At 61.5% G+C, this 18,361-nt stretch carries 18 protein-coding genes; 7 read left to right on the forward strand and 11 right to left on the reverse strand.

The genetic code is table 11. The features are described 5' to 3' along the window. Positions 1-3 precede the first annotated feature (3 nt). Positions 4-615: a DNA-3-methyladenine glycosylase I gene (locus AACZ65_RS11365; protein WP_339670900.1), complete on the forward strand. Its 612-nt coding sequence runs from the start codon at positions 4-6 to the stop codon at positions 613-615. A 185-nt stretch (positions 616-800) separates the two neighbouring features. Here the strand turns inward: AACZ65_RS11365 and AACZ65_RS11370 are convergent, their stop codons facing one another. Continuing rightward, positions 801-1,361 carry a L,D-transpeptidase gene (locus AACZ65_RS11370; protein WP_339670902.1) on the reverse strand — a complete coding sequence of 187 codons (561 nt, stop codon included), beginning with the start codon at positions 1,359-1,361 and terminating at the stop codon, positions 801-803. A gap of 232 nt (positions 1,362-1,593) precedes the next feature. On the opposite strand from AACZ65_RS11370, the gene AACZ65_RS11375 reads away from it, so the two are divergent. Continuing rightward, on the forward strand, positions 1,594-2,454 hold the full coding sequence (locus tag AACZ65_RS11375; protein WP_339670904.1) for a hypothetical protein: 861 nt from the start codon (positions 1,594-1,596) through the stop codon (positions 2,452-2,454). A 66-nt stretch (positions 2,455-2,520) separates the two neighbouring features. On the opposite strand, the gene AACZ65_RS11380 is transcribed toward AACZ65_RS11375, so the two are convergent. Continuing rightward, complete coding sequence (locus AACZ65_RS11380; RefSeq protein WP_339670906.1) at positions 2,521-4,020, reverse strand: CoA-acylating methylmalonate-semialdehyde dehydrogenase; 1,500 nt, start codon at positions 4,018-4,020, stop codon at positions 2,521-2,523. Positions 4,021-4,124: 104 nt separating this feature from the next. Between AACZ65_RS11380 and AACZ65_RS11385 the strand changes: the two genes are divergently transcribed. The 3 genes from AACZ65_RS11385 to coaD all read left to right on the forward strand — a co-directional run bounded on the left by AACZ65_RS11385 (position 4,125) and on the right by coaD (position 6,070). Further along, positions 4,125-5,021 (forward strand): LysR family transcriptional regulator, encoded by an 897-nt coding sequence (locus AACZ65_RS11385; RefSeq protein WP_339670908.1) that lies wholly within the window; start codon positions 4,125-4,127, stop codon positions 5,019-5,021. 60 nt (positions 5,022-5,081) lie between these two features. Then, on the forward strand, positions 5,082-5,516 hold the full coding sequence (locus AACZ65_RS11390; protein WP_037268481.1) for a CBS domain-containing protein: 435 nt from the start codon (positions 5,082-5,084) through the stop codon (positions 5,514-5,516). A gap of 62 nt (positions 5,517-5,578) precedes the next feature. Continuing rightward, complete coding sequence (gene coaD, locus AACZ65_RS11395) at positions 5,579-6,070, forward strand: pantetheine-phosphate adenylyltransferase (protein ID WP_037269746.1); 492 nt, start codon at positions 5,579-5,581, stop codon at positions 6,068-6,070. A gap of 6 nt (positions 6,071-6,076) precedes the next feature. Here the strand turns inward: coaD and gap (AACZ65_RS11400) are convergent, their stop codons facing one another. The 7 genes from gap (AACZ65_RS11400) to AACZ65_RS11430 form a co-directional block, all read right to left on the reverse strand. Then, positions 6,077-7,129, reverse strand: a complete 1,053-nt coding sequence (gene gap, locus AACZ65_RS11400; protein WP_339670912.1) for a type I glyceraldehyde-3-phosphate dehydrogenase — start codon at positions 7,127-7,129, stop codon at positions 6,077-6,079. Positions 7,130-7,221: 92 nt separating this feature from the next. Next, the gene (locus tag AACZ65_RS11405; RefSeq protein WP_037268488.1) at positions 7,222-7,365 is read right to left on the reverse strand and encodes a hypothetical protein; all 144 of its coding nucleotides are present in this window, start codon (positions 7,363-7,365) and stop codon (positions 7,222-7,224) included. 67 nt (positions 7,366-7,432) lie between these two features. Beyond that, positions 7,433-7,954, reverse strand: coding sequence for a response regulator transcription factor (locus tag AACZ65_RS11410; RefSeq protein WP_037268490.1), 522 nt, complete (start codon positions 7,952-7,954; stop codon positions 7,433-7,435). Continuing rightward, positions 7,951-8,490: a cytochrome b/b6 domain-containing protein gene (locus AACZ65_RS11415; protein WP_037268491.1), complete on the reverse strand. Its 540-nt coding sequence runs from the start codon at positions 8,488-8,490 to the stop codon at positions 7,951-7,953. The genes AACZ65_RS11410 and AACZ65_RS11415 overlap by 4 nt, the downstream gene beginning before the upstream one ends. 70 nt (positions 8,491-8,560) lie before the next feature. After that, on the reverse strand, positions 8,561-8,809 hold the full coding sequence (locus tag AACZ65_RS11420) for a PepSY domain-containing protein (RefSeq protein ID WP_339670916.1): 249 nt from the start codon (positions 8,807-8,809) through the stop codon (positions 8,561-8,563). Between the two features lie 204 nt (positions 8,810-9,013). Beyond that, a complete protein-coding gene (gene gap, locus AACZ65_RS11425) occupies positions 9,014-10,015 on the reverse strand; it encodes a type I glyceraldehyde-3-phosphate dehydrogenase (RefSeq protein ID WP_339670918.1) in 1,002 nt (333 codons plus the stop codon). 242 nt (positions 10,016-10,257) lie between these two features. Then, complete coding sequence (locus AACZ65_RS11430) at positions 10,258-13,068, reverse strand: nidogen-like domain-containing protein (protein ID WP_339670920.1); 2,811 nt, start codon at positions 13,066-13,068, stop codon at positions 10,258-10,260. Positions 13,069-13,290: 222 nt separating this feature from the next. Here AACZ65_RS11430 and gatB point away from each other — a divergent pair, with 222 nt between their 5' ends. Next, a complete protein-coding gene (gatB, locus tag AACZ65_RS11435; protein WP_339670922.1) occupies positions 13,291-14,805 on the forward strand; it encodes an Asp-tRNA(Asn)/Glu-tRNA(Gln) amidotransferase subunit GatB in 1,515 nt (504 codons plus the stop codon). Positions 14,806-14,856: 51 nt separating this feature from the next. Here the strand turns inward: gatB and AACZ65_RS11440 are convergent, their stop codons facing one another. Beyond that, the gene (locus AACZ65_RS11440) at positions 14,857-15,630 is read right to left on the reverse strand and encodes a 2OG-Fe(II) oxygenase (RefSeq protein ID WP_339670924.1); all 774 of its coding nucleotides are present in this window, start codon (positions 15,628-15,630) and stop codon (positions 14,857-14,859) included. 36 nt (positions 15,631-15,666) lie between these two features. Next, on the reverse strand, positions 15,667-16,509 hold the full coding sequence (locus tag AACZ65_RS11445) for an FkbM family methyltransferase (RefSeq protein ID WP_339670926.1): 843 nt from the start codon (positions 16,507-16,509) through the stop codon (positions 15,667-15,669). Positions 16,510-16,715: 206 nt separating this feature from the next. Here AACZ65_RS11445 and AACZ65_RS11450 point away from each other — a divergent pair, with 206 nt between their 5' ends. Next, positions 16,716-18,344, forward strand: a complete 1,629-nt coding sequence (locus tag AACZ65_RS11450) for an AMP-binding protein (protein ID WP_339670928.1) — start codon at positions 16,716-16,718, stop codon at positions 18,342-18,344. Positions 18,345-18,361: the final 17 nt, after the last annotated feature.

Below are 18,361 nucleotides of genomic sequence, written 5' to 3' on the forward strand. Positions count from 1 at the left end.
GCGATGGACAAGGTGGTCGCCGGGCCGGATGGCCAGCTTCGTTGTCGCTGGTGCAGTGCCGCGCCCGAATTTCTCGACTACCATGATAGCGAGTGGGGCTTTCCGGTTGTTGATGACATCCGGCTGTTTGAAAAGCTCTGTCTCGAGAGCTTTCAGTCCGGCCTGAGCTGGCGCACGATCCTGAACAAACGCGAGAATTTTCGCGCGGCTTTTGCCGGTTTCGACTACACGAAAATAGCGGCCTTCGGGGATGCGGACCGGGCGCGCCTGATGGCGGACACAGGGATTGTCCGAAACAAGAGCAAGATCGAGGCGACCATCAACAACGCGCAGCGCATGGGGGAACTGGTCGAGAAGGAAGGTTCGCTTGCGGCATTCGTTTGGCGATTTGAACCCGCGCCAGATACCCTTGCGGAGCCCCAGACCATGTCGACCTCCGCCGCCTCGCGCGCTTTGGCAAAGGAACTGAAAAGGCGGGGCTGGAAGTTCCTGGGACCCACGACGATTTTCGCGTTCATGCAGGCGACAGGGTTCATGAACGATCATGCGGAGGGATGCGTCATTCGCGACAAGGCGGAACGTGCAAGACAAGGCTTTGCACGGCCGCCTTGTTGATGCCCGCCACAGAGTAGAGGTGGGCTCAATCCAGCCTGGCACCGAAGATCAGGGGGCAGCATCAGGGGCAGGTGCAACGCCCCTGCAACACCCGCACGTCACGGAAAAGGCCGCCGGGCTGATCCCGGCGACCTCTGGGGTCTATGTGCGGCGGGCTGCGATTGGGACACGCTGGCCCGATCCGCTCAGAGCAAGAGCACCTGCGTGCCGACCTCGACCTTGGCGAAGAGTTCCTCGATATGCTCGTTATAGAGGCCGATGCAGCCCGAGGAGGATTGCCGCCCGATTTTGCGGGTGTCGTGGGTGCCGTGGACGAGATAGGCGGGCCAGCTGAGGTAGAGCGCATGGGTGCCCAGAGGGTTGCCGGGGCCGGGGGGCATATAGGCGGGCAGGGTGGGATCGCGTTCGCGCATGGATTGGGTCGGCGTCCAGTCGGGGCCGACACGCTTGCGCACGATCTCGGTATAACCACGGCGCGTGAGTTCCTCTGTCATCGGAACGGAAGAGGGGTAGAGCGCGTAGGTCTCGCCATCCGGTCCCCAGTAATGCAGCGCGCGGCTGTCGATATCGGCCAAGAGAGCGCCCTTGCCCAAACTGTCGAAATGGTCGCGCCAGTCGCGGGTGACAAAGGCGGACGCGTTGCGGCGGTTAGTGGTCTCGGGTTCGGCGCGCAGGATACCGGGGGTTGCAAGGGCTGCAACGCCGGTGGCTATGGCATGGCGGCGGGTCAGAAGGCCGGGTTTCACGGGATTTCATCCTCTCTGTGGTGACTGCTGCACTCTACTTAAGGAGGATGGCGGCAAAAGCGAAGAGCTGCGGGGGCGGATACCCGGACACGCTCACGGGATTGTCATCATGGAGAGCTTTTTGATGTCGCCATGCCATTCGCCCCAAGATTGCGCGACAGGCGGTTTTATGGTCTCTTGCCAAGATAAGGCGCTTTGATTTCAGCATACATATTTCAAGGGGGGCATTGCCATGCCAGAGGAACACCGGGTTGCCGTGGCGGTCATTCACGGCATGGGCAGCCAAGGCGACCGGCCGCAGGCGGCCAATGCCGTCAGCTTTTCCCGCGATCTTTACGCAGGCTTGCGCAAGCGGATGGGGGCCACGCGCTTTGACACATTGGTCGGCTGGCGCGAGATTTTCTGGTCGGACATCCTGCAAGAGCGGCAACAGCAATATATGGATGCGGCATTGGCGGGCGAGGCCAACTGGATGGCTTGGCGGGATTTCGTGATGCATCGGTTGGCCGATGCCGCCTCTTACCGCTGGGAGAAGGGCGATCACGCCTATGTCTATCCGCGGGTCCACGCCCGCGTGTCGAACGCCATCGCGCATCTCGAAGGGGTGACAGGAGGCCGCGCGCCGCTGATCGTGCTGGCGCATTCGTTGGGCGGGCACATCATCTCGAACCATATCTGGGATATGCAAAAGGGGCACACGACCGCCCCCACCCCGTTTCAGCGGTTCGAGACCATGGCGGGATTTATAACCTTTGGCTGCAATATCCCGGTCTTTACGTTCAGTTGCAGGCCCGGAGAGGTCAAGGCCATCGACCGTCCCGGCACCGCCATTCCGGCGGGCAAGTGGTTCAAGCCGTGGTGGATCAACCTCAACAGTCGCAATGACATTCTGGGAATGCCTCTGGCGGGGGCGGGTGGGGGTTATGCGGTGCTGAAAGAGCGCGGAGAGTTGCGGGATCGTTGGATCAGCGCGGGCAATGCGCTGAGCGCGTGGAACCCGCTGTCGCATAACGCCTATTGGGCGGATTCCGATGTACATGGCTCGGTCGCGGCGATGATCGAACAGGCGATGCAGATCGGGCCGGTGGGATAACGGGTGAGGTCATGAAAAAGGCCCCGGCGTGATGCCGGGGCCTTGGGTCGTGAGTGGTGAGATGGATCAATCCATCGGCTTGAAATTGAATTCGCCGCCTTCCTTGATGCCGGACGGCCAGCGGGCGGTCACGGTCTTGGTGCGGGTGTAGAATTTGAACGAATCCGGCCCGTGCTGGTTGAGATCGCCAAAGCCGGATTTCTTCCAGCCGCCGAAGGTGTGATAGGCCAGCGGCACGGGGATGGGCACGTTGATGCCGACCATGCCGATATTGATACGGGCCGCGAAATCGCGCGCGGCGTCGCCGTCGCGGGTAAAGATCGCGGTGCCATTGCCGTATTCGTGGTCCATCGCCAGCTTCAGGGCCTCTTCGTAAGAGCCTGCGCGCACGGTCGAGAGCACCGGGCCAAAGATTTCCTGCGTGTAGATGTCCATATCGGGTGTCACGTGGTCAAAGAGATGCGGACCGACAAAGAAGCCATCCTCATAGCCCTGCAATTTGAAATCGCGCCCGTCGACCACGAGTTTGGCACCCTGTGCGATGCCTGTCTCGACAAGGCCGAGAATGCGGGCTTTGGCCTCGGCGGTCACGACCGGGCCGTAATCCACGTCATTGCCAGCGGTGTAGGGCCCCACCTTCAGCTTTTCGATGCGCGGCACCAGCTTTTCGATCAGGCGGTCGGCGGTTTCATCGCCCACCGGAACCGCGACGGAAATCGCCATGCAGCGTTCGCCCGCCGCGCCATAGCCCGCGCCGACCAGGGCATCGGCGGCCTGATCCATATCGGCATCGGGCATGATGATCATGTGGTTCTTGGCGCCGCCAAAGCACTGCACGCGCTTGCCGTTGGAGCAGCCACGCCCGTAGATGTATTGTGCGATCGGGGTCGAGCCGACAAAGCCGATGGATTGGATCACCTCGTGGTCGAGGATCGCGTCCACCGCCACCTTGTCGCCGTTCACGACCTGCAGGATGCCTTTGGGCAAACCTGCCTCTTCCATCAGTTCGGCCAGCATCAGCGGCACCGAGGGGTCACGCTCGGACGGCTTGAGGATGAAGGCGTTGCCACATGCCAGGGCAGGGGCGAACATCCACATCGGGATCATGGCCGGAAAGTTGAAGGGCGTGATGCCCGCCGTCACGCCAAGCGGCTGGCGCATGGAATAGATGTCGATGCCTGGGCCCGCGCCATCGGTGAATTCACCTTTGAGCATTTGCGGCGCGCCGATGCAGTATTCGACCACTTCAAGGCCGCGCTGGATGTCGCCCTTGGCATCGGGGAAGGTCTTGCCATGTTCGCGGCTGAGCGCCTCGGCCAGCTTGTCCATATCGCGGTTGAGCAGGCGGACGAATTCCATCATCACGCGGGCGCGGCGCTGTGGGTTGGTGGCGGCCCATGCGGGCTGGGCGGCCTGTGCCGCGGCGACGGCGGCATCCATTTCTTCGATGCTCGCGAGCGGGCATTTGGCCTGCACTTCGCCGGTGGCAGGGTTGAACACATCTGCAAAGCGCCCGGAAGTGCCCTTGACGTGTTGACCGTTGATATAATGGGTAAGCTCTTGCATCGGGATTCCTCCTCCTTGGTTGGCGGCAGGGTAGTCTTGCAAAACTCCTGCGGAAAGAGGCAATGTTCCAAAAGTGATTTGCATTTCTGCAAAGGGGGCCGGGAATGACGCCGCATTGGGACGATATTCGCATATTCCTCGCGGTTGCCCGCTCAGAGAGCCTGTCGGGGGCGGGGCGGATATTGCGAATTGATCCGGCGACGGTCGGGCGGCGCATCGCGCGGCTCGAGGAAGAGCTGGGCGCGCCCCTTTTTGCCAAATCGCCCACGGGATATGTGCTGAGCGAGGCGGGGCAACGGTTGATGGGGCCGGCGCTGCGGGCGGAAACCGCCATGCAGGAGGCCACCGAGGAAATGGCCGGGCAGGCGGGGGGCATCGCCGGGCAGATCCGCATCGGTGCGCCGGATGGCTGCGCCAATTTCCTGTTGCCGCAGGTCTGCGCCGCGATTGGCGCGCAGAACCCGGATCTGGAGATTCAGATCGTGGCGCTGCCGCGCGTCTTTAACCTGACCCGGCGCGAGGCGGATATGGTGATCGCGGTGAGCCCGCCCACGGCGGGACGGCTGACGGTGCAGAAGATCACCGATTACCGGCTGCATCTGGCGGCGACAGCGCGCTATCTTCGGTCGCATCCCCCGATTTCGACGCTGGCGGACCTGCGCGCGCATCGGATGGTGGGCTATATCCCCGATATGATCTTTGACAAGGAACTGGACTATCTGAGCGAGGCGGGGATCGAGCGTGTCGGCCTTGCGTCGAATTCGGTGTCGGTGCAGCTCAATTGGGTGCGTCAGGGGGGCGGGATCGGGGTGTTGCACGATTTCTCACTGCCTTGGGCGCGGGGGCTGCAAAAGGTGCTGCCCGCGCAATTCTCGCTCACGCGCAGCTTTTATCTGGTGCGCCATGCCGATGATCGGCGGCTGGAACGGCAGAACCGTTTTGCCACAGCGCTGGTCGAGGGGCTGCGCCAAGAGGTGCAGGCCTTGGAGGCGCGCACTTGACAGAAATTTTATTATAGATCACGCTGATTTAATGGACATATTCTTGCGGAGGGCCGTGTCATGCTGGTGCAGCAAATCCTGAAATCCAAGGGCGATAGCGCGGTGATCACGATCACACCGCAGACCAAGGTTTCGGAGGCGGCGCAGATACTGGCCGAGCGCCGAATTGGCGGTCTGGTCGTGTCGCGTGACGGTGAGGGCGTAGAGGGCATCCTGTCAGAGCGTGACATCGTGCGCAGTTTGGCCGTGCGCGGCGTGGCCTGCATGACCGAAACCGTCAGCGAGATGATGACCCGCAACCCGGTCTGCTGTTCGCGGCAGGATACATCCGATGCGGTGCTGGCACGGATGACCGATGGCCGGTTTCGTCACATGCCGGTCGTCGAGGCGGGCAAGCTGGTGGGGATCGTGACCATTGGCGACGTGGTCAAGGCGCGGCTGGAAGAGCTGGCGATGGAGAAGACCGCCCTTGAAGGCATGATCATGGGCTACTAAGCACTTGCATCCCCTTGCATAGTATTGTTGCGTGAGCGGCGATTGCAGCAATGGAGGGCCGCATGCGCATTGGTCTCTATCCCGGCACGTTCGACCCGATCACCTTGGGCCATATCGACATTATCCGCCGCGCGGCAGTGCTGGTGGACCGGCTGGTTCTGGGGGTTGCGATCAACCGGGACAAGGGGCCGCTCTTTACGCTGGAAGAGCGGGTTGAAATGATCGAGGCGGAATGCGCCAAGCTGAGCGCGCAGACCGGTACCGAGATTGTGGCGCATCCGTTTGAGAACCTGCTGATCAATTGCGCGCATGATGTGGGCGCGCAGGTGATCGTGCGCGGGCTGCGGGCCGTGGCGGATTTCGAATATGAATTCCAGATGGTCGGCATGAACCGGGCGCTGGACAATTCGGTCGAGACCGTCTTTCTCATGGCCGACGCCAATCATCAGGCGATTGCCAGCAAACTGGTCAAGGAAATCGCCCGGTTGGGCGGAGATGTGACCAAATTCGTCACACCCCCGGTGCGCGAGGCGCTGCTGGCCAAGTTTTCCTGACGCCGTTCAGGTGGGTTCCATCACCCGTGCGTGGCGTGGCGCGGGGCCGCGCCCGGAGTCGAGGTGACGGCCCATGGCGGCGGCCACGTCCAGCATACGGTTCGAAAATCCCCATTCGTTGTCATACCAACTGAGCACGCGACAGAGCCGTCGCTCCATCACTCGTGTCTGATCGGTGGCAAAGATCGAACTGTGCGGATCGTGGTTGAAGTCCGACGAGACCAGCGGGCGGGTGGTGACATCGAGAACGCCCGAGAGCGCGCCCTTGGCCGCCTGGGTCACGGCGGTGTTGATCTCATCCACGCTGGTGTCGCGCGCGGCCTCGAAGGTCAGGTCCACGACGCTGACATTGGGGGTGGGCACGCGGATGGCGGTGCCGTCGAGCCGCCCGGCTAGATCGGGCAGCACAAGACCCACGGCGCGGGCGGCACCGGTGGTGGTGGGAATGATGTTGAGCGCCGCCGCGCGGGCGCGGTAGAGGTCCTTGTGCATGGTGTCGAGTGTCGGCTGGTCGCCGGTGTAGCTGTGGATCGTGGTCATGAAACCGCGGGTGATGCCGATGCTCTCATGCAGCACCTTTGCCAAGGGGGCGAGGCAATTGGTGGTGCAGGAGGCGTTGGACACGATCACATCCTTGGCGGTCAGGTCTGCGTGATTGACGCCGTAAACCACGGTGCGGTCGGCCCCCGCCGAGGGGGCAGAGACCAGCACGCGCCGCGCTCCATTCTTGAGATGGCGGGCGGCACCGTCGCGGTCTGTAAAGATGCCGGTGCATTCGAGCACGATGTCGACATCTGCCCAAGGCAGCGCCTCGGGGTCGCGCAGGGCGGTGACACGCATCGGCCCGCGCCCGGCGTCGATGCTGTCGGCGGTCGTGGTGATCTGGCCTCGAAAGCGGCCATGCACGCTGTCGAATTCGAGCAGGTGGGCGTTGGTTTCGACCGGGGCGAGGTCGTTGATTGCGACAACGGTGATGTCATCGCGGCCCGAGTCGAGCAGCGCGCGCAGCACGTTGCGGCCGATGCGGCCAAATCCGTTGATGGCAAGTTTCAGGGGCATGGCATCCTCCGAGATCAATGTTAGCGCTAACAATTGAAAGCGAACATAAACGAATTTCGAAACGAGTCAATGCCGGGGGATACACAGGAGGTTTATCGCCAGAAGGCGAGATACTCGATCAGATCAATCAGCTTGCGCCCGAGGAACAGGGTTGCGGTGCTGTCGTTCAGCACGGCATCGGCCCCGAGAGCCAGAAGGATAATCCCCCCAAGGCTGATCGCGAGTGTGTTGGTCATGCCGCGCGCTTTCGCTTCGTCCGTTCAGCATGGGTATGCCGCAGAGCCTGTGTCCATGCAAGGCGGATCAGGGGCGGTCCGGCGTTGCCTCGACCAGCGGACCCGCCAATAACTCATCGACCAGCAGCCCAAGGAGCGCACCCCGACCGGAAACTCCGGCCTTGCGATAAACCGCGTTGAGCTGAGCTTTGACCGTGCCGGGGGCCGAGCCGCGCAACTCGGCCGTTTCGGTGACGGAGAATCCCTTGATCGCGAACATGGCTACATCGCGTTCCGCCGGGGTCAGGGTCCAACGGTCGAAATGCGCAAGAATGATGTCGTGAAAGGCGCCGGTTGCAATCGAGACCTGCTCTTCGAGATGCGCCTTGCGTCGCAGAAGGGCCATGAGATAGCGCGCTTCGAACACGATGGCGGACAACAGCGCCAGAGCCGCCCCCGTCTCGATGGCAAGATGCAGATGGGCCAGAGCGCGCACGCCGTCTGGCGCAAGATCCGAGGCCACATCCCAAAGAAAGAACGCGGCGCAGAAACTCTGCACCGCGATCAAGAGGACGAGCGTGACCGGATGGCTGCTGACGGTTTGCTTCATCGGGCGAGTCGAACGTCGTCGGGCACGGATTTCTTGCCCGTAATCATGGCACGCGGCAGGTTGACGCCCGTTCTCCAGCTCTCAAAGACGACCGCCGCGATATGCAGAACGACCGAGATTTCTGCCCAGACAACGAGCATTTCATGTGCCTCTTCAACCCATTCGACACCCCAGTAGGCATCGGTGGTCATCATATAGCCTGTGACGCCGATGGCCAGCATCACAGCCAGCAGATTGAAAATCATCAAGGCCCCCAGCGGGCTATGGCCCAGATGGGCCCGGCGGCGATGCGTGGCGATATCGCCAATCTGTTCCATGACGGCGGTTTGGCTGGGAAAAAAACTGGCAAACCGGGCGCTGAGCGGGCCGACAAAGCCCCAGAGCAACCGTAGCCCGACAAGTGCCACCACCGCATAGCCCACCCATTCATGGACCTTGCTTTCGTCATCGAGTATCAGGGCGTTGGCCGCGAATCCCGCGACAAGCGACCAGTGAAAGAGCCGGATGAACGGGTCCCAGATCTTGTGATCGGTCATGGGAATTTCCTGTGTTCTAAAGGGGAGAGACCGGGCGCTGACGGCCCGGTCCCGGAGGGACGGTCGCGGATCAATTGTCCTGCTTGGTCTTGACCACTTTGAGCGCCTCGTTGAGGTAGATCTCGTATTTCACGCCGTCCTTGATGGCGTAGGCTTCGTACATGCCGTCTTCGGTCTTGATGTTGCGAACCTCGTAGCCTTGTTCAGTCAGCGTGGCCTTGATCTCTTCGGCTTTGGCGCCATCCACGGCCTTGCCATCGGAGGCATGAGCCATGCCACCCAAAGTGAGGGCAAGGGCAAGAGCGATGATACGTGTCATGGGAAGGGTCCTTTTGCTGTAGCAGACCGGGGCGGGACTGCCTCGGTTGGACCTCATATGCAGGGTGCGATTACGCCGGGCCATTGGACTAGAGGTGCAAAATCGCCCTCTATAACCGGAGTTTAGGGCGCAGATCTGGGGGAGGGGCACAGAAAAACCCCCGGCGCATGGCACCGGGGGCGACTGTTGGCGCGTAGGCTGTGATTACTGCAACCGGCCCATGGCTACCGCGACATCGGCCATGCGGCAGGAAAAGCCCCATTCGTTGTCATACCATGCCAGAACACGCACCAGACGGTTGCCGATCACCTTGGTCTGATCGGGCGCGAAAATCGAGCTTTCCTCGGTGTGGTTGAAGTCGATGCTGACCTTGGGTTCGGGATCATAGCCGAGGATTCCCTTCATCGCGCCTGCGGCGGCCTCGGCCACCACGGCGTTGACATCGGCCTTGGTCACGTCGCGCTTGGCGACAAAAGTCAGGTCCACCGCCGAGACATTGGGGGTGGGCACGCGGATGGCAGAGCCGTCGAGTTTGCCCGCCAGTTCCGGCAGCACCTCGCCCAATGCCTTGGCGGCCCCGGTCGAGGTGGGGATCATCGACATGGCGGCAGCACGGGCGCGATAGAGGTCCTTGTGGCGGCGGTCCAGCGTCGGCTGGTCGCCGGTATAGGCGTGGATCGTGGTCATGATGCCGCTCTCGATGCCGATGCTGTCATTCAGGACCTTAGCCAAGGGGGCGAGGCAATTGGTGGTGCAAGAGCCGTTCGAGATCATCCGCTCGGAGGCCAGGAGAGCATCGTGGTTCACGCCGTAGACCACGGTGCGGTCGACATTCTTTGCCGGGGCCGAGATCAGCACCTTGCGTGCGCCGCGCTCCAGATGCGTCTTGGCCTTGGCGCCGTCGTTGAAATTGCCGGTGCATTCCAGCACGACATCGACCCCGTCCCAGTCGAGTTCGTTCATGTCATAGGTCGAGAACATCTGGATCGGGCCGCGCCCAAGGTCCATGGTGTTGCCCTCGACGGTGATCGGATGGGCAAAGCGGCCATGCACGCTGTCATAGCGCATAAGATGTGCCGCCGTTTCGATGGGGCCGGTCGCGTTCACCTTGACGACCTTGATATCATTGCGCAGGCTCTCGGAAATATGGGCAAGCGTGGCGCGACCGATACGGCCGAAACCGTTGATTCCTACGGTGATGGTCATGGGCGACTCCTGATAGCTGAATTGGCGTCCGTATAGACGCGCCAAAGCGGACCGGAAAGCGGTAAAAGTCGGTTTCCAGTTGAAATACAGGATGTTAGCGTTAACCTTTTGGTCCTGTGTGTGGGCGCGCCGGTGATTGCGCTAACGCAGGATGGCGGGCGTGTGCGGGATGGTGGCGCAAACCTGCCCCTAAAACATAGGGGCACCCGAAGGTGCCCCTGTCGTTGATTGGCGCGTCCGTCTCACAGGAACGTAAAATCATCCACGGTCAGCTGCGCCGCCGTGATGCCCTCGACAAGGATCGTGTTGCCGTTCACGGTCATCTGCGCCCCTGCGTCGGTGTCGATGATGTTCATCGCCGTCACGAACCCGGCAAGGCCGTTGCCGCCGTTGGTGATATTGGTCTCGCCCGTATCCGGGTCTACGCGGCGGATGAAGAAGCTGTCGATGCCATCCTCGAAATCGGTGATTACATCGACCTCACCGTCAAAGAAGGACGAGAAGACGAATTGATCCGCGCCGGTGCCGCCGGTGATCTGGTCATTGCCGGCGCCTGCGTTGATCGTATCATTGCCAGCGCCACCGTCGATGATGTCGTCACGGCCACCGCCGGCGAGGAAGTCGTTGCCGTCGCCGCCAAGGATATTGTCATCGCCTTCGCCGCCACCCACGCTGTCGTCGCCCGCGCCTGCGTCAATGGTATCCTGACCAGTGCCGCCGCCAATGTCGTCATTGCCATCGCCCGCGTCGATCAGGTCATTGCCGAAGCTGCCGGACATGCTGTCGTTGCCATCACCGCCCGAGAGCGTGTCATTATCGGCGCCACCCGCGACCACGTCATTGCCTGCGCCGCCCGAGACCGAGTCGTTGCCAAAGCCACCGCCAAGGATGTCATCGCCCTCGCCGCCGTCGAGCGTGTCATCGCCCAGTCCGCCGCCGATGTTGTCATTGCCGGTGCCGCCAATCGCCAGATCGTTGCCATCCGACGAGGAGATCCGGTCATTGCCATCACCCCCGTCGAGCGTATCATTGCCCTCGCTGCCGCTGAGTTGGTCGTTGCCGCCGCGCCCTTCCAGCCGGTCATCGCCGCCCAGACCGCTGAGCGTGTCGTCAAGAGCTGCGCCGAGCAGGGTATCGTTGCCTTCGGTTCCCGTCAGGTTGAGCGACACCGGATCGGCGGTTGTGACGGTCTCGGTCACGGTTGCGGGCACTTCGGCCGCCGAGTCGAAGAACGAGCTGTCGTTCGTCAGGGCAAAGTCGAGCACGGCGTTCTCGAAATTGGGGGTGCCTTCGATCAGGCCCGCATTGAGCGCCGCAGCGATCGCGGCATCCCGAACCGCGGGGTCGAGCGTGTCGAGGCTGACGATCTCGCCCGGGAATTCCGGCAGATAGAAGCCATCGAGACTTTCGCCTGTGTCATAGGTAAAGAGGCTTTGCGCGTTCGAGGTGACGCGCCAATCCTCGCGGTATTGTCCGTAGAGATCGGCAAAGGCAAAGGGACGCGCCAGTACGCTACCATCCGCGCGCGCGACATCGTTGCTGGCGTCGCCGTCGCCATCGCCCAGCAGACCTTCCAGACGCCCCAGCAACTCCTCGTTGAGGCGCACGTCGATATCGACCCGCCCGTCACGCACGATCACGCGCACCTGGCTGTCGCCATCATTGACCACGTTATCCGTACCCGCATAGACGATGATATAAGTATCGCCTTCTCGGAAGATGCGGTCATTGCCGACCGCGACAGAGCCGAAATCCTCAAGCTCGGTGGCCACGCCGTCGATATGCAGCGGGGTGGCATCATTGGCGTCGATCATCACCGCCGTGCCGCCGAGGTTGGTGGCGATGGCCTGATTGATGCTGACGTTGTCGCCCACCGGCACCATCCGCGCCTGAAGCTCGAAATCGCTGTCAGTGCCGCGCAGCAAGACAAATTCGCCCGCCGCCTGGAAATCATAACCGACCCCGTCGAGTGTCGCCAGATGCGGGTCACCCGCAACCCAGCCGCCCGCGCCGACCGGCGGCAGAAGCGGGACGATGGACTCGACCACGCCGCCGTTGCGCACGGCAAAGTTCCAGATGCCGATCAGACCGGTATTGCCGGGGATCACATCCAGGCTGAGGATTTCATCCTGATTGCCGGATTGCGGCAGTTCAAAGAACGTGCCTTCGACGCCTGTGCCCGAGGTATAGCCTGCGCGTGCCACCGTGCCGCCAAGGCCGTTGGTGCCGCCGCTGGCACCACCTGTGGTCCAGTTCACGTCTTCATAGCGGAACTGAATGTCGAAATCGCCGTTGCCGCGATCTGTCAGGATGAGTTGGAAGGCGTTGAGCAGGTCGGTGCTCCTGCTGAAATACCCCACGTCGTCCCAGGTCACGATCAACTGGTCGCCCAGCGTGTTGAAATCCCAATGCACAAGGTTCGAGCCTTGCGAATTGCCGCCCGGGGTGGGGGTGACTGTGGTCCCGCGCGTATCGACATCGGCGAAGAAGGGCGTGATCTCGGGGTTATTTGATACCCCCGTGATGACGTCGGGTGTGAAGGTACTGCGCGCCGCGCCAAAGGTCACCGAGCCGTTGTTGTTGATCCAGAGACCTTGGTAAACGGTGCCAAAGAAATTGAGCCCGTTCTCGAAGATCGGGGTAATGTCGATCTGACCGGTCGAGCCGTCGTCGTTGCGGTCCAGAAAATCCTCGCCAAATCCGGAGTCGCCGCCCAGACCCCGGATCAGGCCGGGGCTGGTGCCGTCGGGATTGAGCAGGACATCGGTGCTGATGTCGTCGAATTGCAGGCGCTGGATGTTGAGCAGGATGTCGGTGTCGCCGGTCGCCGTCTGGGTGATCGTGCGTTGATTGCTCGCGTTCAATCCCACGGTATAATCGGCGGCATTGCCCACGAAGACTGCCGTGTCGAACCCTGCGCCGCCATCCAACAGATCGTTGCCGCCGCCGCCGGTCAGCGTGTCATCGCCGCTATTCGCGGTGATGGTATCGTCATCGGCTGTGCCGAGGAGGTTATCCGCCTCGGTTGTTCCCGGTATATTAAGGCCTTCCATGATGAAAACTCCCCAGTTTTACAATTGCCACCCCTATCAAACAGCATGCTCACGATTCTGTGAAGTGATTTATATTCGGAGTTTCGCATGCAAGTTTTCCTCTGGCTCGACATTCGGTGTCTAACATGCGTGCCGATCCTCGCTCCTGCCCTTGCGCTTTCTCTTGCCCCCTGTGCGCCCCTGTCCTAGAACGCCCCTGATATGTCAGCCGGAGGCAGTGCCATGCTCGATCTCACCTATGAAGCGCCGAAACCTCGCGTGATTGCGGGGGCCAAGCATGATTGGGAGTTGGTGATCGGGATGGAGGTGCATGCGCAGGTGGCCTCGCGCTCCAAGCTCTTTTCCGGGGCCTCGACGCAATTCGGGGCAGAACCCAATTCCAATGTCGCCTTTGTCGATGCGGCGATGCCGGGCATGTTGCCTGTGATCAACGAATTCTGCGTTGAACAGGCGGTGCGCACGGGGCTGGGCCTCAAGGCCAAGATCAACCTTTGGTCGGCCTTTGATCGCAAGAACTATTTCTATCCTGACTTGCCGCAGGGCTATCAGATCAGCCAGCTTTATCATCCGCTGGTGGGCGAGGGCGAAATTTTGGTTGATATGGCCCCCGGCGTGGCGCGGCTGGTCAGGATCGAGCGCATCCATATGGAGCAGGACGCGGGCAAATCCATTCACGATATGGATCCGGCGATGTCCTTTGTGGATCTCAACCGCACTGGCGTCTGCCTGATGGAGATCGTGAGCCGCCCCGATATTCGCGGCCCCGAGGAGGCCGCCGCCTATGTCACCAAGCTGCGCCAAATCCTGCGTTACTTGGGCACCTGCGACGGCAATATGCAGAATGGCAACCTGCGGGCAGATGTGAACGTGTCGATCTGCCGTCCCGGCCAGTATGAGAAATACATGGAAACGCAGGATTTCAGCCATCTCGGCACGCGGTGTGAGATCAAGAACATGAACTCCATGCGTTTCATCCAGATGGCCATTGAATACGAGGCACGCCGCCAGATCGCGATTGTCGAGGCGGGGGGCACGGTGGTGCAAGAAACGCGCCTCTATGATCCGGACAAGAACGAGACCCGCTCCATGCGCTCCAAGGAAGAGGCGCATGATTACCGCTATTTCCCCGATCCTGATCTCTTGCCGCTCGAGATCGAGCAGGCTTGGGTCGATGAGATCGCGGCCAACCTGCCGGAACTGCCCGACGCCAAGAAGGCGCGGTTCGTGCTGGAGTTTGGCCTGAGTGAATATGACGCCAACGTGCTGACCGCCGATCTGGCCAATGCCGCCTATTTCGAGGCCGTGGCCGAGGGCGCGGGCGATGGCAAACTGGCGGCGAATTGGGTGATCAACGAGCTCTTTGGACGGCTCAAGAAAGAGGATCATGCGATCGAGGATAGCCCGGTCAGCCCGGCGCAACTGGCAGGCATCGTGCGCCTGATCAAGTCCGACGCCATTTCCGGCAAGATCGCCAAGGACCTCTTTGAAATTGTCTATACGGAAGGGGGCGACCCCGAGGCCATCGTCGAGGCGCGCGGCATGAAACAGGTAACGGACACCGGCGCGATTGAGCAGGCCGTGGCCGAGATCATCGCCGCCAACCCCGCACAGGTGGAAAAGGCGAGAGAAAATCCCAAGCTGGCGGGCTGGTTTGTGGGGCAGGTGATGAAAGCCACGGGCGGCAAAGCCAATCCCAAGGCCGTCAATGACATCGTGATGGCGAAGCTGGGGTTGTAAGCGCGCCGGGGGCCCCCGGCGCGGTGTAGAGGCCGCGCGGGGGTTAGTTCTTTAATTCTTCGGGACCTCGATATTGATCGTCAGCGACCGGCGGAACATGTCGGGGCGGGGGGCCTTGATCGGCTCAACGGCATGCCAGGAATTGAAGGTCTTGACGAAGATCATGCATTGGTTCGAGTTGAACTCGTAGCAATCGAGCGTGTCCACCTCTTCGAACGGCAAGAAGGTGTTGCGGAAGTTGAAGCTGCGCGTCTTGTCCTTGGGCCAGACGACCGAAGTGCCGCCGCCATATTCCGGCTTCCATTCGCCCGGCGCGACCATCGAGACGACCACGGTGATCAGCTTGGCGGGCGCGTCGGTGTGGGGCAGGATAGAGCCGCCGTCGCCCGGCATCATCGAGAATTCAAAGCGCGAGCGCAGCGGGATCTTGCGCCGCTCGACCAGGGCCGCGCCGCAGAGCGCCTCGGTCAGGCGAAGGCCAAGGCGCGCGCCGGGCGTGTTTGTCAGCACCATCTTGCGGCCAAGGTCCAGGTCAATGTTGTGGCCGGCCAGAAAATCGACGATGCCGCGCACGAAGCGTTCGCTCTTGACCTCGTCGTGAAAGCGTTTCCAGACCGGGGTCGACTTGATGAAGTCGTGGTATTGTTTGGCGTTGTTCACCTCGGAGAGGGAATATTTGTTGCCCAGCTTGGGCATGAACTGAAACCGTTCGGTGTCGGGCCAGTTGTCCAGCATCTCTTGATAGAGGTCTGCGTCAAACACCGGCTTGGCAAAGGCGATGGGAAAGGGATCGTGGCGGACGTCAGCGCCGTCGAGGTTGAACATCATCGGGTGTCTATCCTTGTTCGGGCGGCAAGGGGTTCAGGCTGCGCTCGGTTTATAGATCGCGTTATGCGCAATCAACACCGGATCGGCGCCGCGTGCAAGTTTGCGCAGGCCGATATCGGTGCGATGCCGCTCATGCGCCCGGTAGCCATGCGTGTCCATGAAGGCATCGAGTTCCGCCTCGTAGTGATGGCTGACCTCGACCTGGATCGAGCGGGGGCGTTTGGCCGAGGTCAACAGAATGCGCATGCCGTCAAGCACCAGAAGTTCGTTGCCGTCGACGTCGATCTTGACCACATCGGGCGGAGGCACGACCCCCTCTGCGACAAGGTGATCGAGGGTAAAGGCGGCCTTGCATTCGCGCAGGACCGGCACGAAGGGGCGTTCGTGCCCATCAAGGGTGCGGTCAAGCTGGCTCATGGCCGAGCCTGCCGTGGCCTCGATGATGTTGAAGTCGAAAAATCCGTTGCGGTCGCCAAGCGCGGCCGAAATCACCTTGGTGCGGCGCGCAAGGCCATTCAACGCGATGTTCTGCATCAGGCTGAGCGCATTGGCGGCATGCGGTTCAAACGACAGGATCTGGCCGGTCTCGCCTACAAGAGGGCCGGAAAACACCGAGTAGAGGCCGATATTGGCCCCGATGTCGCAAAAGGTATCGCCGGGGCGCAGGGTATCGCGCAGCCAGCGGATCGTGCCCTCTTCCTTTTGCAGAAGGGTGACGGCGCGTTTGTATTCGGTATAGCTGCGGCATCGAAAGCGGTAGCGGCCGGCGTCGCTGCGCACCTCTATGGTCATGCCGAGGGCCTGCGCGAGGGCAAAGCGCAAACGAAAGAAACGGCTGGTCAGTATATTCGGGCGGCGCGTGCCGGAAACGATCATTCAAATACCTTTCAAAACCACGCCGCTCCGTGCTGAAATACTGCACACGTCGTTTCGTTCTCATAGTGCTGCGATTTGCAGCGGTAAAGGCAGTTTTTCAGCGTGAAAGCGCGCTCTGGCAGGCTTTTCCGTGCATGTTTGGTAATTGCATCGGTGTCGCAATACTTTATTCCTTGGACAGACCAGAGGACAGGAGGAGCCGCGCGATGGGGTGGATGAAGGATGAGACCGGGTTGGAGAAATGCGCCGCAAATTTCGTGGCGCTGACACCGCTGTCGCATCTGCGGCGCGCGGCGCATCTCTTTCCAACCCGTGAGGCGCTGGTTTATCGGGGCACGCGGCGCACTTACGCGGAGTATCACGCGCGGGTATCGCGGCTGGCTTCGGCCTTGGTCAAGCTGGGGATCGAGCCCGGCGATGTGGTGGCCACCCTGCTGCCCAATATCCCCGCCCATTGCGAGGCGCATTTTGGTGTCCCCGCCTGTGGCGCGGTGCTCAACGCGATCAACACGCGGCTCGAGGCCGATACCATCGCCTATATCCTGGACCATGGCGGGGCGCGTGTCGTGCTCTGTGATCCGCAATTCCTGCCCACGCTGGCGCAGGCGATCGAATTGATGGAGGGGCCGCCGCCGGGCGTGGTCGAGGTGGCCGATGATGCGGCGGGGGTCCATGCCCACGGGCATTATATGGAATACGAGGAACTGCTGGCCTCTGGCGATCCCGATTTTCCGTGGATCATGCCTGAGGATGAATGGGAGAGTTTGGCGCTCAACTACACCTCGGGCACCACGGGTCGGCCCAAGGGGGTGGTCTATCACCATCGCGGCGCGTATCTGATGACCATGGGCACGGTCGTGAGCTGGCAATTGCCGCGCTACCCGACCTATCTGACCATCGTGCCGCTCTTTCATTGCAACAACTGGAACCATGTCTGGCTGATGCCGATGCTTGGCGGGCGGGTCGTGTGCTGCCGCGACGTGACGGCGCGCGCGATTTACGATGCGATTGCAGACGAGGGGGTGACACATTTCGGCGGTGCGCCCATCGTGCTCAACATGATCGTCAACGCCAAGGAGAGCGAGCGGCGCAAGTTCGACCATGTGGTGGATGTCTTCACCGCCGGGGCCCCGCCGCCCGCAGCAACGCTGGCGGCGATCGAGCCGTTAGGCTTTACCGTGATGCAGGTCTATGGCCTGACCGAGACCTATGGCCATGTCACCGAATGTCTGTGGCAAGACGACTGGAATACCCTGCCTGAGGATGAGCGCTATACCATCAAGGCGCGCACCGGCGTTCTTATGCCGATGATGGAGGACATCACCGCGATGGACCCCGAAACCATGGCGCAAATCCCCATGGATGGCGCAAGTCTGGGCGAGATCATGATCCGGGGCAATTCAGTGATGAAAGGCTATCTCAAGAACCCGACCGCCACGGAAGAGGCGTTTCGCGGCGGGTATTTTCATTCGGGCGACATCGCGTTCCAGCATCCCGACGGCTATCTCAAGATTGCGGACCGGGCCAAGGACATCATCATCTCAGGGGGCGAGAATATTTCCTCGGTCGAGGTTGAGGGCGTGTTGATGCGGCATCCCGCTGTTATGCTCTGTGCCGTTGTGGCCAAGCCGGACGAAAAATGGGGCGAGGTGCCTTGCGCCTTTGTCGAGTTGAAGGATGGGGCCACGGCGAGCGAGGCCGAGTTGATCGCCTTTGCCCGAGAGCGGTTGGCGGGGTTCAAGACGCCCAAGGCGGTGGTGTTTCAGGAATTGCCCAAGACATCCACCGGCAAGATCCAGAAATTCGAACTGCGCCAGAGTGCCCGCGCGCTCTGAGCAGGCGGGGCGTGTCA

The organism is uncultured Roseovarius sp. (genome assembly GCF_963972555.1).
GTDB classification, from domain to species: domain Bacteria; phylum Pseudomonadota; class Alphaproteobacteria; order Rhodobacterales; family Rhodobacteraceae; genus Roseovarius; species Roseovarius mucosus.

Bases quoted from the DNA above. Each gene is read 5' to 3' on its own strand.
- AACZ65_RS11420 (WP_339670916.1), bottom strand. From the start codon at position 8,809: ATGACACGTATCATCGCTCTTGCCCTTGCCCTCACTTTGGGTGGCATG.
- gap (WP_339670912.1), bottom strand. From the start codon at position 7,129: ATGCCCCTGAAACTTGCCATCAACGGATTTGGCCGCATCGGCCGCAAC.
- AACZ65_RS11375 (WP_339670904.1), top strand. From the start codon at position 1,594: ATGCCAGAGGAACACCGGGTTGCCGTGGCGGTCATTCACGGCATGGGC.
- AACZ65_RS11380 (WP_339670906.1), bottom strand. From the start codon at position 4,020: ATGCAAGAGCTTACCCATTATATCAACGGTCAACACGTCAAGGGCACT.
- AACZ65_RS11365 (WP_339670900.1), top strand. From the start codon at position 4: ATGGACAAGGTGGTCGCCGGGCCGGATGGCCAGCTTCGTTGTCGCTGG.
- AACZ65_RS11440 (WP_339670924.1), bottom strand. From the start codon at position 15,630: ATGTTCAACCTCGACGGCGCTGACGTCCGCCACGATCCCTTTCCCATC.
- AACZ65_RS11450 (WP_339670928.1), top strand. From the start codon at position 16,716: ATGGGGTGGATGAAGGATGAGACCGGGTTGGAGAAATGCGCCGCAAAT.
- AACZ65_RS11415 (WP_037268491.1), bottom strand. From the start codon at position 8,490: ATGACCGATCACAAGATCTGGGACCCGTTCATCCGGCTCTTTCACTGG.
- AACZ65_RS11430 (WP_339670920.1), bottom strand. From the start codon at position 13,068: ATGGAAGGCCTTAATATACCGGGAACAACCGAGGCGGATAACCTCCTC.
- gatB (WP_339670922.1), top strand. From the start codon at position 13,291: ATGCTCGATCTCACCTATGAAGCGCCGAAACCTCGCGTGATTGCGGGG.
- AACZ65_RS11445 (WP_339670926.1), bottom strand. From the start codon at position 16,509: ATGATCGTTTCCGGCACGCGCCGCCCGAATATACTGACCAGCCGTTTC.
- AACZ65_RS11390 (WP_037268481.1), top strand. From the start codon at position 5,082: ATGCTGGTGCAGCAAATCCTGAAATCCAAGGGCGATAGCGCGGTGATC.
- gap (WP_339670918.1), bottom strand. From the start codon at position 10,015: ATGACCATCACCGTAGGAATCAACGGTTTCGGCCGTATCGGTCGCGCC.
- AACZ65_RS11410 (WP_037268490.1), bottom strand. From the start codon at position 7,954: ATGAAGCAAACCGTCAGCAGCCATCCGGTCACGCTCGTCCTCTTGATC.
- AACZ65_RS11405 (WP_037268488.1), bottom strand. From the start codon at position 7,365: ATGACCAACACACTCGCGATCAGCCTTGGGGGGATTATCCTTCTGGCT.
- coaD (WP_037269746.1), top strand. From the start codon at position 5,579: ATGCGCATTGGTCTCTATCCCGGCACGTTCGACCCGATCACCTTGGGC.
- AACZ65_RS11385 (WP_339670908.1), top strand. From the start codon at position 4,125: ATGACGCCGCATTGGGACGATATTCGCATATTCCTCGCGGTTGCCCGC.